Origin of the sequence: Caballeronia humi (assembly GCF_001544475.1) — a bacterium.
Classification (GTDB): Bacteria; Pseudomonadota; Gammaproteobacteria; order Burkholderiales; family Burkholderiaceae; genus Caballeronia; species Caballeronia humi.
On sequence record NZ_FCNW02000001.1, the window covers coordinates 88970 to 102604 of the forward strand.

At 65.3% G+C, this 13635-nt stretch carries 12 protein-coding genes; 6 read left to right on the forward strand and 6 right to left on the reverse strand.

Going from position 1 to position 13635, the window contains the following annotated elements; translation table 11 throughout:
• Positions 1-67 precede the first annotated feature (67 nt).
• A complete protein-coding gene (speB, locus tag AWB65_RS00450; protein WP_087655190.1) occupies positions 68-1090 on the reverse strand; it encodes an agmatinase in 1023 nt (340 codons plus the stop codon).
• A gap of 127 nt (positions 1091-1217) precedes the next feature.
• Between speB and AWB65_RS00455 the strand changes: the two genes are divergently transcribed.
• Positions 1218-2114 (forward strand): LysR family transcriptional regulator, encoded by an 897-nt coding sequence (locus AWB65_RS00455; protein ID WP_087665274.1) that lies wholly within the window; start codon positions 1218-1220, stop codon positions 2112-2114.
• Position 2115: 1 nt separating this feature from the next.
• Here the strand turns inward: AWB65_RS00455 and lolA are convergent, their stop codons facing one another.
• Entirely contained in the window at positions 2116-2784 is a 669-nt protein-coding gene (gene lolA, locus AWB65_RS00460) for an outer membrane lipoprotein chaperone LolA (protein WP_087665275.1), read from the reverse strand.
• A gap of 24 nt (positions 2785-2808) precedes the next feature.
• Positions 2809-5127, reverse strand: coding sequence for a DNA translocase FtsK (locus tag AWB65_RS00465; RefSeq protein ID WP_087665276.1), 2319 nt, complete (start codon positions 5125-5127; stop codon positions 2809-2811).
• 344 nt (positions 5128-5471) lie between these two features.
• Here AWB65_RS00465 and trxB point away from each other — a divergent pair, with 344 nt between their 5' ends.
• The 5 genes from trxB (at position 5472) to AWB65_RS00490 (ending at position 9175) form a co-directional block, all read left to right on the forward strand.
• The gene (gene trxB / locus AWB65_RS00470) at positions 5472-6467 is read left to right on the forward strand and encodes a thioredoxin-disulfide reductase (RefSeq protein WP_087655194.1); all 996 of its coding nucleotides are present in this window, start codon (positions 5472-5474) and stop codon (positions 6465-6467) included.
• A 188-nt stretch (positions 6468-6655) separates the two neighbouring features.
• Positions 6656-7486: a Smr/MutS family protein gene (locus AWB65_RS00475; protein ID WP_087665277.1), complete on the forward strand. Its 831-nt coding sequence runs from the start codon at positions 6656-6658 to the stop codon at positions 7484-7486.
• A gap of 22 nt (positions 7487-7508) precedes the next feature.
• Complete coding sequence (locus AWB65_RS00480; protein WP_181505517.1) at positions 7509-8096, forward strand: trimeric intracellular cation channel family protein; 588 nt, start codon at positions 7509-7511, stop codon at positions 8094-8096.
• A gap of 99 nt (positions 8097-8195) precedes the next feature.
• Positions 8196-8849 (forward strand): protein-L-isoaspartate O-methyltransferase family protein, encoded by a 654-nt coding sequence (locus tag AWB65_RS00485; protein ID WP_087665279.1) that lies wholly within the window; start codon positions 8196-8198, stop codon positions 8847-8849.
• 2 nt (positions 8850-8851) lie between these two features.
• Positions 8852-9175 carry a rhodanese-like domain-containing protein gene (locus AWB65_RS00490; protein ID WP_087665280.1) on the forward strand — a complete coding sequence of 108 codons (324 nt, stop codon included), beginning with the start codon at positions 8852-8854 and terminating at the stop codon, positions 9173-9175.
• Positions 9176-9246: 71 nt separating this feature from the next.
• Here AWB65_RS00490 and AWB65_RS00495 read toward each other — a convergent pair whose 3' ends face one another.
• Genes AWB65_RS00495 through hemC form a run of 3 tightly spaced genes read right to left on the reverse strand, consistent with a single transcriptional unit; the run spans position 9247 to position 13489 of the window.
• On the reverse strand, positions 9247-10437 hold the full coding sequence (locus tag AWB65_RS00495; protein ID WP_200821649.1) for a heme biosynthesis protein HemY: 1191 nt from the start codon (positions 10435-10437) through the stop codon (positions 9247-9249).
• Complete coding sequence (gene hemDX / locus AWB65_RS00500; protein ID WP_087665282.1) at positions 10437-12488, reverse strand: fused uroporphyrinogen-III synthase HemD/membrane protein HemX; 2052 nt, start codon at positions 12486-12488, stop codon at positions 10437-10439. The genes AWB65_RS00495 and hemDX overlap by 1 nt, the downstream gene beginning before the upstream one ends.
• Positions 12488-13489, reverse strand: a complete 1002-nt coding sequence (gene hemC / locus AWB65_RS00505) for a hydroxymethylbilane synthase (RefSeq protein ID WP_087665283.1) — start codon at positions 13487-13489, stop codon at positions 12488-12490. Before hemC ends, hemDX begins: the two co-directional genes overlap by 1 nt.
• Positions 13490-13635 lie beyond the last annotated feature (146 nt).

The window sequence follows — 13635 nt, forward strand, 5'->3', positions numbered from 1 at the left end:
CCATGAATGCAGAGGGCCGCTGCGCAGCGACCCTCCGCGTTTCGGCCAGAACTAACGGCCGCCCGAATTACTTGGCTGCGCGATATTCCACGCCCGGCAACACGCACAGCAGTTCGAACGCCAGATTGGCAGCGAGGAGCGCCGTCGTGCCGAACGGGTCGTAGGGCGGCGCGACCTCAACCAGATCCGCGCCGACGATATTGAGCCCGCGCGCCCCGCGGATGATCTCCAGCGCCTGCGGCACGGTCAGCCCGGCGATCTCCGGCGTGCCCGTTCCGGGCGCGAACGCCGGATCGATGCCGTCGATATCGAACGTGATGTACACCGGCCCGTCGCCCATCTGCTCGCGCACTTCCGCCATCAAGGGCGCGAGCGACTTGTTCCAGCATTCCTCCGTCTGCACGACGCGAAAACCCTGCTCACGGCACCAGTCGAAATCGCCCGCTTCGTAGCCCGTGCCGCGCAGGCCGATCTGCACGACGCGCTTGCAATCCAGCAGGCCCTCTTCCACCGCGCGTCGAAACGGCGTGCCGTGCGCGATCTTCTCGCCGAACATGGTGTCGTTGACGTCGGCGTGGGCGTCGATGTGAATCAGCCCGACCTTGCCGTGCTTTTTCGCGATGGCGCGCAGGATCGGCAGCGCGATCGTGTGGTCGCCGCCGAGCGTCAGCGGCTTGCAGCCGTGCGCGAGAATCTCGTCGTACGCGCGCTCGATGCGGTCGATTGAATCCAGCAGGTTGTACGGATTGATCGCGACATCGCCGATATCGGCGACGCGCAGCGAATCGAACGGCGCGGCGCGCGTCGCCATGTTGTACGGGCGCAGCAGCACCGATTCGCTGCGCACCTGACGCGGCCCGAAGCGCGCGCCGGTGCGGTTCGACGTGCCGAGGTCGAACGGCACGCCGACGAAGCACGCATCCAGCCCCGCCGCTGACTGAACGTGCGGCAGGCGCATCATCGTCGTGATGCCGCCGCAGCGCGGCATCTGGTTGCCGGAGAGCGGCTGCGGGCGTTCGCTGCGGTGATCGGGCGCGGTGAAATGCGAGTCGAAGTGCTCGGCAGGGGCAAAAAGCGACGATGTATTCATGGCGTTCGATGATTTCCGGTGAGAGGGTCTATCGGATGATCCTTAATTTATAGGCGCTCTGGCGGGACGTTAAAATGGCGCCAAAATTAACTTCACATCGATATTTATCGATGTAAGGACGCCGCCGATGTTCACGCACCTCTCCGATCTCGACTTGCGGTTGATCCGCGTCTTCCTCGCAATCGTCGATGCGGGCGGGATTTCGTCCGCGCAGGCGACGCTCAACGTCGGCCAGTCGACCATCAGCACGCAGCTCGCGACGCTCGAAACGCGTTTGGGCTATCGCCTGTGCGAACGTGGTCGCAGCGGTTTCGCGCTGACTTCGCGCGGCGAGCAGTTCGTGGAAGCGTGCCGGACGCTGCTCGCCGCCGTCGATACCTTCGACATGACCGCGCGCAACGTCGGCAAGAAACTGGTGGGCACGCTCGCGATGGGGATCATCGGCCACACGCCGGTGAGCGCGAGCGCGCGGATCAGCGAGGCGATCGCGCAATTTCGTGAACGCGATGAATCGGTGCGGTTTTCGGTGCTGGTGCGCTCGCCGGGGGAACTGGAGGAATTGCTGCTGGCGGGGCGGATTCAGGTCGCGATCGGCTACTTCTGGCATCGCGTGCCGTCGCTGGAATACACGCAGATCTACGCCGAGGACCAGTTCGCGTATTGCGCGCGGCGCCATCCGCTCTTCACTGAGGCCGGCGACATCGACCCCGAACGCGCCGCCGATTTCGCATGGGCGTGGCGCAGCTACCCGCTACCCGAAGCCGATGCGGTCGCGCCGCGCAACATCAACGCGGTTGCTGACAATATGGAAGCCGTCGCGATGCTCGTGCTGTCGGGGCACCACTTGGGCTACCTGCCGGAGCACTTTGCCGCGCCGTACGTGAGGGAGGGACTGCTTGCGCCGCTGAACGCGGAGAAGATGCGCTACCGCGTCGCGTTCGAGATGGTCACGCGCGCGCGGCAGTTGAGGACGGACATCGTGGAGGCGTTCATCGAGGATATGAACGCCGCGCACGCCGTTTAGATCAGCCGTTGATCACGTCCGCGCCCTTCGGCACGGTGAACTTGAAGGTATCGCTCTTGACCGGCGGATTTTTCTGGATGTTGGAGAACGTGAGCAGCGTCACGTTGCCGAAGACGTCGTGCAGTTCCATCGCCTGGAGATTGCCGTCCTTGAAGCCGATGCCAACGCTTTCGAACTGCGTGTCCTTCGCTTTCGGCGTGAGTTCGAGCCAGTCGATGCCGCCCTTCACGCCCGCATCACGCAACGTGAAGTTCTTGTCGAGATCGTTGCTGCCGAAGAGGATCGCCGCCGGACTCGCGCCGAGCGCGCCGCCGAGCGAGCGGATCGTGACCTGGTTCAGGTCCTTGTCGTAGACGTAGAGCTTGTCGCCGTCCGCCTGGAGGACCTGCGAATACGGCTTCTCGTAAGACCAGATGAACTTGCCGGGCCGCGCGAACATGAACGTGCCGCTCGACGTGCCGCCGCCGCGGGGAGCCGCCGTCTGGCTCGCAGCGCCCGCCTTGCCCGGCGCCTTCACTTCCTGCTGCACGAACGTGCCGCGCGCCGCGTGGACCTGCGAGACGAACGCCTTCAACTGCTCGGTGCCGCTCGCGAAAGCCTGCGACGCCAGCAACATCGACGCGCCGGCCACGACTGCTCCGAGCGTGCGTGTGAACCACTTTTGCTGCATATATCTGTTCTCCAAGGGTGAAGCCTATTCAGCGTCGCCGCGCGCGGGTGTGAGGATTTCGCGATTGCCGTTGGACGACATCGCCGATACGAGCCCCGAGTTCTCCATTTGCTCAAGGAGCCGCGCGGCACGGTTATAACCAATCCGCAGATGCCGCTGCACGAGCGAAATCGACGCGCGCCGGTTCTTGATCACGACTTCCACAGCCTGATCGTATAGAGGGTCGGACTCACCATCGGCCCCGCCGGTTCCCGCGGCGCCCGCCGAGCCTTCGTCGCCGTCGCCGGCGAGGCCGCCTTCGAGGATGCCCTCGATATAGTTCGGCTCGCCCTGCTCCTTCAATTTGTCGACCACGCGATGCACTTCCTCGTCCGACACGAACGCGCCGTGCACGCGCACCGGCAGGCCGGAGCCCGGCGGCAGATAGAGCATGTCGCCCATGCCGAGCAGCGATTCCGCGCCCTGCTGATCGAGAATCGTGCGCGAATCGATCTTTGACGACACCTGGAACGCCATGCGCGTCGGCACGTTCGCCTTGATAAGGCCGGTGATCACGTCGACCGACGGCCGCTGCGTCGCGAGAATCAGGTGGATGCCGGCCGCGCGCGCCTTTTGCGCGATCCGCGCGATCAGTTCTTCGACCTTCTTGCCGACGACCATCATCAGGTCGGCGAGTTCGTCGATCACCACGACGATGTTCGGCAGGCGCGTGAGCGGTTCCGGCTCGTCCGGCGTCAGGCTGAACGGATTCGGAATCTTCTCATCGCGCTTCGTGGCTTCGTCGATCTTGTTGTTGAAGCCGCCGAGATTGCGCACGCCCATCTTGCTCATCAGCTTGTAGCGGCGCTCCATCTCCGCGACGGCCCAGTTCAGCGCGTGGCCAGCCTGCCGCATGTCGGTGACGACCGGGCACAGCAGATGGGGAATGCCTTCGTAGACGCTCATTTCGAGCATCTTCGGATCGATCAGGATCATGCGGACCTGGTCGGCGCTCGCCTTGTAGAGCAGCGACAGGATCATCGCGTTGATGCCGACCGACTTGCCCGAACCGGTCGTGCCCGCGACGAGCAAGTGCGGCATCTTCGCGAGATCGGCGCAGACGGGCTTGCCGCCGATGTCCTTGCCGAGGCCCATCGTGAGCGGCGAGGCAGCATCGGCGTAGACCTCGGAGCCGAGGATTTCCGAGAGCTTGACCGTCTGGCGGCGCTGATTCGGCAATTCGAGCGCCATGAAATTCTTGCCCGGAATCGTCTCCACGACGCGAATCGACACGAGCGACAGCGAACGCGCGAGATCCTTCGCGAGCCCGACGATCTGGCTGCCCTTCACGCCTGTCGCCGGCTCGATTTCGTAACGCGTGACCACCGGCCCCGGATACGCCGCGACCACGCTCACCTCGACACCGAAATCCTTCAGCTTCTTTTCGATCAGGCGCGACGTGTATTCGAGCGTATCGGCAGAAATGGTTTCCTTCACTTCGGGCGCGGCGTCCAGCAGCGCGAGTGGCGGCAGCGTGGAATCGCCCGGCAGGTCCTTGAAGAGCGGCACCTGCTTTTCGCGCTCGACGCGCTCGGATTTCGGCGGGCTCGCGAGCGGCGGCACGATCACGACCGGCTCGTGGTCCTCGATCTTCACGCGGCCGCGCACGACCTTGCCTTCGCGCGTCGATGCCGCTTCCTCGCCGAGCTTGCGGTCGCGCCCCGCTTCGCGGCGCAGGCGCGCGCCGGTGATCGCGGACATGATGCCGTCGCCGACTTTCTCGCACACCGAGAGCCACGAGAAGCGGAAATAGAGCGACAAGCCGATCGCGAGCGCGATCAACATGAAGAGCGTGGCGCCGGTAAAGCCGAACGCATGCGACATGTGCCGCGCGATCGCCTCGCCGACGACCCCGCCCGGCGCGCGCGGCAACTGCACGTTGAGCGACCACATGCGCAGCGCCTCGATGCCGTCGCTCGCGGCGAGCACGAGCACGAACGCGAAGGCTTCCGCGAGCCAGGTGCGGTCTTTCGCGTCGGTTTCGACGGGTGCTTCGGTCAGCGTGATCCGCCGGTAGTTCGCGACGATGCGCCGCGCAAGCGGCACGATCAGCCAGTACGAGGACAGACCGAACAGCAGCAGAACGATGTCGGAAGTCCAGGCGCCGACGCGGCCGGCCCAGTTGCCGATGTGATCGACGGTGGCGGCGTGCGTCCAGCTCGGATCGCGCCGGCTGTAGCTCACGAGCGCCATCAGAAGGAAAAGACCGAGCGCGACCTGGAGAATCCAGCGAATTTCGGTGAAAAGGCGCGACATGCGGTGCGGCAACGCCTGCGCGCTCGCAGAATAGGGTGCTTTTGCCATTGATCCGTGAGGCTTCTTTCACGGCCGCGCATCAATAGGAGCGGGCCGAATGTATCGGTCGCTCATTGTAAACGCTGCACTGCGGTGAACGGACAAAAACGGCCGCTCGTTTCAACCTGTAACACCGTCAAGCCTCGCAGGCGACGCTATAGGCGCGATTGAAATTTTTACCCGGTGCGCTTTTCGCAGGGCCTTTATAATCCCAACATTGCATCCAACTAGGATTCGTCCGGGTCAGCGGCCTCGTCGACTGGTGCTCAAACAGCGCGCAAGTCGCCCGTCATCGCCCGGCGCCGAAGTTGCGATTCGCCTTCGATAACACCATTAACAATGGAATTGCTCTCATGTCATCGCCCAAACACGCCAAAGTGCTGATTCTCGGTTCCGGTCCCGCTGGCTACTCCGCCGCGGTCTACGCGGCGCGCGCCAACCTGTCGCCGCTGCTCATCACCGGCCTGGCGCAGGGCGGCCAGTTGATGACCACCACCGACGTCGAGAACTGGCCCGGCGATCCGATGGGCGTGCAAGGCCCCGAACTCATGCAGCGCCTGCAGGAGCACGCCGAACGCTTCAACACCGAGATCGTCTTCGACCATATCCATACGGCGAAGCTCAACGAGCGGCCGTTCCGCCTGATCGGCGATTCGGGTGAATACACCTGCGATTCGCTCATCATCGCGACGGGCGCGTCGGCGCAGTATCTCGGCGTGCCGTCGGAAGAACTCTTCATGGGCAAGGGCGTGTCCGCCTGCGCGACCTGCGACGGCTTCTTCTACAAGAACGGCGACGTCGCCGTGATCGGCGGCGGGAATACGGCTGTCGAGGAAGCGATCTATCTCGCGGGCATCGCGAAGAAGGTGACGGTCGTGCATCGCCGCGACAAATTCCGCGCCGAGCCGATCCTGATCGACCGTCTGCTCGCGAAGGAGAAGGAAGGCACCGTCGAGATCAAGTGGAACCATGTCCTCGACGAAGTCCAGGGCGACGCGACCGGCGTGACCTCGCTGCGCATCAAGAGCACGGAAACCGGCGCCACCACCGACGTGCCGCTGCAAGGCGTGTTCGTCGCGATCGGGCACAAGCCGAACACCGATCTCTTCGCCAACCAGCTCGAGATGAAAAACGGCTACATCATCACGAAGGGCGGCGCGAGCGGCGACGCCACCTCGACGAGCATCCCCGGCGTATTCGCTGCCGGCGACGTGCAGGATCACGTCTACCGTCAGGCAATCACGAGCGCGGGCACGGGCTGTATGGCCGCGCTGGATGCGCAGCGCTATCTCGAAACCATCGACGAAACGCCGACGCCGCATTCAATGAGCCACGAAAAGGATCGCTGATAACGTGGATGGCGCGGTGCATCTGTAAAATGATGTCGCCGCGTTGCCGGGAAGGCGGCGCGGGCAATGTCACACGCCAGCGCCATTTCCATTCCGGATGGTTAAGAAAGGGCCGCGTGGCCCTTTTTTCATCGCGACGCGTCTTGACTAGCTGAACTACCGCGTGCCGACGCCCACCACCTAGCGCGATGCCCAAGAACCAGCCCCATCCGAACGAACCGAGGCATCCACGCGACCCCGTCGCGCGGACCGCCCGTCCGGTCCAGGCCGAGCCGCCGAAACCGAAAGACTTGGCCGAAGCCGTCAAGCGAGACGGCCTCGCGGGCCTCGGCGGCCTGCGCAGCGCGCTGAAAGCCGGCGCTGCGAAACGCGAGATCGAGCGCGTGGCCGCGGAGCGGGCAGAACGCGAAGCCGTCGCCGATGCCGACGTGTTCCGCCGCTCCATCGGCGAAATCGAGCCGCTCAAAACGCCGCCGCGCACGACCGTCACGCGCGTCCCGCCGCCGCCTTTGCCGCTGCAAACCCGGCGCGACGAGGAAGCGGTCCTCCAGGAAGCGCTCTCCGACGAATACGATCCTGAAAGCCTGCTCGACATCGACGAAACGCTCTCCTATTGCCGCACGGGCGTGAGCCAGGAAGTCGTGCGGAAATTGCGGCGCGGCGCGTGGATCGTGCAGGCGCAGCTCGATTTGCATGGCATGCGCCGCGAAGAAGCGCGCGACGCGTTGGCGGAATTCATCCGCGAATCAGTGAAGCGCGGGCTGCGGTGTCTGCGCGTGATTCACGGCAAGGGGCTCGGATCGATCGGCAAGGAGCCGGTGCTGAAGGGCAAGGTTCGCGCGTGGCTCGTGCAGAAGGAAGAAGTGATCGCGTTCTGCCAGGCGCGGCCGCACGACGGCGGCGCAGGCGCCGTGCTCGTGCTTCTCCAGCCGGGCGGGACGCCGCGCCATCACGGCCATCCGCAGGATCAGGGCACGGCCAGCAAAACCAGCTCGAAGGACCCGCGCAGTGCACCCTAGACTGACGCTCGCGATCTCCATCATGGAGGCGCTCGCGCTTTTTTCGTACGCCATCTCGGGTCTGATCGAAGCAAGAAAGCGCCGGCTCGACGCCGTCGGCGCGTTCATGGTCGCGCTCGCCACGGCGTTCGGCGGTGGCACCGTGCGCGACGTGCTGCTCTCGCGCCGGCCGTTCTACTGGGTCGAGCATCAGGACTACGTGCTCGTCATTTTCGCGATGGCGATCTTCGCGCCGATGCTGCTCAAAATGACGAGCCGCCTCTTCGACGAGCGCCTGCTCCTGATCGCCGACGCGATCGGCCTGGGGCTTTTCAGCATTTCGGGGACGTCCATCGCCCTGGACGCGCAAATGCCCGCGTTCACCGCCGTCATGATGGGCGTGGTGACGGGCGTGTTCGGCGGCGTGATGCGCGACGTGCTGTGCAACGAGATTCCGCTGATTTTGCGCGACTCGCGGCCCTATGCGGTGTGCGCGTTCGCGGGCTGCTGGCTTTACTTGCTGCTCGACCGGATGGAAATCGACACAATCTACGCCGTGCTGCTGTCGACGGCGTTCATCCTCATCGCGCGACTCGTCACGTTCAAGTTCGACATCCGGCTGCCGCACTAGCGCCAGTGCCAACGCCGTAAAGGCTTGCGGGACAGTGATTTGCTACAATCAGCGAGTTCCCAAACAGACCAACCCCCGCGTTTTCACCGCAGACTGACCATGAATATCGAGCAAGCGCGTTTCAACATGATCGAGCAACAGATTCGTCCCTGGGATGTGCTGGACCAGGACGTCCTGAACCTGCTGACGATCGTCAAGCGTGAGAACTTCGTGCCCGCCGTGTATCGCAATATCGCGTTCGCCGACCTCGAAATTCCGCTGCCGGGCGGCGAGCGCATGCTGTCGCCGAGGGTCGAGGCGCGCGTGTTGCAGGAACTCGCGCTTACGAAACACGAAACCGTGCTCGAAATCGGCGCCGGCTCGGGTTACATGGCGGCGTTGCTCGCGGCGCGCGCCCGCAGCGTGACAACCGTCGAGATCGCGCCGGAACTCGCCGCGTTTGCGGAGCAGAATCTCGCGGCGAACGGTGTGTCGAACGCGCACGTCGTCACCGGCGACGGCTCGCTCGGCTGGCCGGGCGGCGCACCTTACGACGTGATCTGCGTGTCGGGCGGCCTGCCGATCATGCCGCAGGAATTCCTCGAGCAACTGAAGATCGGCGGCCGGATCGCGGCGTTTGTCGGCGACGCGCCGGTCATGAAGGCGCAAATCATCACGCGCGTCGACGAAAAGCAGTTCCGCGTCTCCGATATTTTCGAGACGGTCGTCGCTCCGCTGAAGAACGCCGTGCAGCCGCCGCGCTTCAAGTTCTGATCATGCAGAACCTGTCCGCATCCGACCTCGCTGCCTGGCTCGCCGACTCGTCGCGTCCCGCGCCCGTTCTGCTCGACGTGCGCGAGCCGTGGGAAATCGAGACAGCGAAAATGGCGAACATCGTCGCCATCCCGATGCGCGACATTCCCGCGCGCAGCGAGGAACTTGACGACGAAGCGCCGATCGTCTGCATCTGCCATCACGGCGCGCGCAGTGCGCAGGTGGCGATGTTTCTGGAATCGCGCGGATTCACGCAGATGTTCAATTTGTATGGCGGCATCGACGCGTGGTCGCGTCAGGTGGATTCGAGCGTTCCGACTTATTGAGTTTTCGAAGGGCACAAAAAAGCCGCATGGGTCGTCGACGACCCATGCGGCTTTTTGCTTCCGGCTGAAGATCAAACCACGTTCATCGCCAGCGCGCTCTCCCGATAATGCTTGCTCGCCTTCTCGGTATCGCCGAGTTGCTCGTGCAGACGCGCAAGCGCGCGATGCGTGCGAATCTTGAGCGGTTCGTTATCCGCGAGCTTGAGTGCAGACTCCAGAAACGCCTGCGCCTTACCCCACAGTTGTTGATGCAGGCACAGGCGCCCGAGCGTGAACAGCAGGTCGGCGTCCTCGGTGCGCTCCCTCTGCCAAGCCTCCGCCCGCTGGATGAGCGGCAGCGCGTCGCCGGAGACGCAATCAGGATAACGGCGCAACAGCCGCGCGTCCCAATTGTGCGCGAGCGCGTCCTCAACGATCTTGCGCGCCTGATCCCGCCGGTCCAGCGCGATCAGCAGTTCGGCTGCGAGATCGGCGAGACGCGGCGACTGGCGCTCCGCTGGCGACAGCGACTGCCACAACTCCAGCAGCGCGTCCGGATTGTGCCGGCGATCACGCAACAGATTCTCCGCCGCGACCTGCCGCAGACGCACCGCGACCGCCGGATGCAGCGCCTCGCGTTTTTCCAGCGTCTTGACGAGCTTCAGCACCTCGCCCCAGTTCTTCAACTGCTGCTGCGCGCGCAACGCGATCTGCTGCGCGTGCAGGCGCCGTCCGCCCTGCGCCTGCATTTCGGTCAGCGCGATCAACGCGCCGTCCGCGTCGCGGCCATCGGCGCGCATGTCGGCGGTCGCCATCAGGCGTGCGTCCTGCCACTCGGCGCCCGTAACCTGCCCGAGCCACTCGTCGCGGCGCGCGTACTCGTGCATCCGGTGCGCGGCATTCGCGCCGACGAGCCCGGCCGCGCCCTTGTTTTCATCGACGGAAAGCGCGTCGCGCGCCGCTTTCTCCGCCTTCGAGAAACGCCCGGCGTACAGATGGCCGATCGCGTCGCGCAACGACGCATTTGCCTTCTTCACCTTGCTGCGCGCGCGATACGCGGCGACGCGCTGCGGCATCTTCCAGACCGTGCGGATCGCGCGGATCAACGCGTACAGCACGATGAACAGCACGACGAGCGCGACGACGAAAAGGTTCAGCGACACGTCCACACGATACGGCGGCACGACGAGCAGCACCTGCCCGCCGTCGAACCCGCCGACCGTAGCGACCACGACCGCGACCGCGAACAGCAGCGCCAGCCAGATGAGTCCACGAATCGTCATCATCCGCCTCGCTTGAACTGGTGGACCGCCGCGAGGCTCGCGTTCAGGTTCGGCACGGCGACCGCTACCGACGCCTGATCGACCTGCTTCACGAGTTCACGCACCGTCTGCACCTTCTTCGACGATGTATCGAAATAGCGCCCGAGCGCGGCTTCGGCGGCGCGCAAGTCGGATTTCAGCGTCGGCTCGCTGCGCGAGAGCAGCGAAAGCCGCGCCGACAACAGCCGCAGCTTCACGTTCTCGCGCACGAAATAGCCTTGATCGGGCGAGGCGAGCATCGCGTCGGCGTTGTCGATGCGGCGTACCGACACGAGGCTCGACAACTGCTGCCCGATGCCGCTCGTGACCTGCTGCCACAACACCTTCCAGCGCGGCTGGCCCGTGGCCGCCGCAATCGACGCGCTGTCCGCGGGCGCGGCCGCACGGGCGGCGGCGCGCTCGATCGGCGCTTCGCCGGACAGCGGTAACTGGTCGATCTGGTCGATGGCGGTATCGAGCTTGATCGCGAGGCCGGTGAGATCGGTAGTCGGCGTGGACTTGAGCTTGTCGATGTCCTGCGCGACGGCCTTGCGGATCGCGACGACCTGCGGGCCGGTCGTGGCGGCGAGGCGCGTGTCGGCGCTTTGCAGCGCGTAGAGCGCGAGCTGGACGTTGCCCGTCAATTGCAATTGCTGGCTCGCGCTCGACAGGATCTGCTCGACTTCGGCGAGCATCCAGTCGTCGCGATTGCTCGCGAGATCCTGGTATTGCTGCTGCAACGCCTGACTATGCGTCTCGGCGTCAGTGAGCTTGCCCTGCAACTGGATGATCTGCGTGTTGAGCGCGCCGGTGGAACTTGCGGCCTGATCGGCTTTCGCGCGCAGGTCGGCGGCTTCCGCGTCGGCGGCCTGCAGGCGCTGCGTGACCTGCTGGTCCGCGCGATCGACCTTGCGGTTGAGCAGGAACGCGCCGCCGCCCGCCGCCACGGCGAGGATCACGATCACGAGCCATAACAGTACCGTGCTCGCGCCGCCGCGCTTCGGTTGCGCCTCGTAGGGCGTGAACGGCGTGTTCGGCGGCAAGGGCGGAGTCACGGTCGGCTGAGGTGAAGCTTTCTTGGAATCGTTCGAATCAGTCATGCGTGATTGAGCCGGTTGGTGGGCCGGCGCTGCGGCCGGTTTGGAATCCGTCGGCGCGGATTCCGCATGGGGTGTCGTCGTTGTGTCGATTGTGCGTTGCGTCGCCCCGAGCGTCGTTTTGATTGCGTCGGCGATGCGCTCGTCGCCGGCGCCGGACACCGTAATCCTATCAAAACCCGCTTGCCGCGCGGCTTCGGCGATGCGCGGATGCGGCGTGACGAGCGGCGCGCGCTTCAGTTGCGCGGTTTCGTCGCGGCTCAGGTGCTCGCGTGCGAGTTCGTCGAGGTTGCGCACGCCTTCGGAACTCGTCAACAGCCACGCGTGAGACTGGTCCGGCGCGCTGGCGAGGAGCGCGTGGATGCGCTCCCACTTCTGCATCGACGGTTCCGGGACGATGCGCCGGTAAGCCGCCACCTTCTCGACGATGGCGCCCGCTTCAGTCAGCCGCTCGGCGAGCCATTCGCGGCCGCCGTCGCCGCGCACGATCAACACGCGCTTACCCTCCAGGCCGTTCACGCCGAATTGCGCCTCGATCGCGGCGTAGAGCGCCTCGGAATCGAAGCGCGGCTCGGCGTGATCCGCCGCCGGGCTGATCACGCGATGCGCCGGCGCGGCGACGCCCTGCCGCGCGAGCGCCGCGACGCTGCCCGGCCCGACCACGCCGACGGGCACCTCCGCCGGCCACGCCGCGCCGAACTTGCCGAACGCGTAATCGACCGCATTCGGCGACACGAACACGACGAGCGCGTATTTGTTCGGGCCGTACAGCTCGTCGAGGGCGGCGCGCAGCGGGGCGTCGTCGTCGACGGGGGCGATGTCGATCAGGGGAAATTCGAGGGTGTCGAAACCGGCTGCGTCGAGAAGCGCCAGCAAGCCAGCGGACTGGCCGATCGGCCGGGTGACGACGATGGTTACGCGGCGCGCGCTCGACATCAGGCGGCGGGCGCGGCGGCGGGCGGCACGCGGGCGCCGCTTGCCGTGGACAGCGCGCGCACGATGTCCATCGCGCCTTGCGCTTCGAGATCGGCGGAGACGCGGCGGCCGAGATCCAGCGCGCCTTCGACGTCGGGCGCCGCCGCCGTGCCTTCGGCCGTCAGCACGCGCTGGCCGTCCGGCGTGGCAACGCAACCGCGCAGGCGCAGCGTGCCGTCTTGCCACGTGGCGTATGCGGCGAGCGGCACTTCGCAGCTTCCGCCGAGCGCGCGCGACACCATGCGCTCCGCTTCGACCGCCGCCGCCGTTTCAGCGTGATGCAGTGGCGTGAGCCACGCGGCGAGATCGGCGCGATCCGCGCGAATTTCGATGCCGAGCGCGCCCTGCCCCGCCGCGGGCAGGCTTTCCTCTGCCTCCAGCAGCGCCCGGATGCGCGCTTCCAGCCCGAGCCGCTTCAAACCGGCCGCAGCCAGAATGATCGCCGCGTAGTCGCCGCGATCGAGCTTGCCGAGACGTGTATCGAGATTGCCGCGCAACGGCCGCACGTCGAGATGCGGGAAATGCATGCGCAACATCGCTTCGCGCCGCAGGCTCGACGTCCCGACGACGCTGCCGTGAGGCAATTCCGCCAGCGACGCGAACTGCGACGACACGAACGCATCGCGCGGATCTTCACGTTCGAGGATCGTGCTGAGCGCGAAGCCTTCGGGCAATTCCATCGGCACGTCTTTCAGCGAATGCACGGCGAGATCCGCACGGCCGTCCGCAAGCGCGGCTTCCAGTTCCTTTACAAACAAGCCCTTGCCGCCGACTTTAGACAGCGTGCGATCGAGAATCTGATCGCCGCGCGTCGTCATTCCGAGGATTTTTACGTCGCAAGATGGATATAATTTGTGCAGCGCACACCGCACGTGCTCGGCTTGCCACATTGCTAGCCGGCTTTCCCTCGAAGCGATGACAAGGCTCGTGGGGGGTGTCGTGGAATGCGTCTCGGAATTCATTGATGCTCGATCGAATGACGGGATGGATAACAAACAATGGTAGCACGCACGCCAGGGTCCATTTACAGACGGACAACCCGCGAAAGCCTTGTGTGAGGCCTCGGAGCGGGCGTCGTGGAAGGAGACGAGGGGCCATGAGAGCCTCT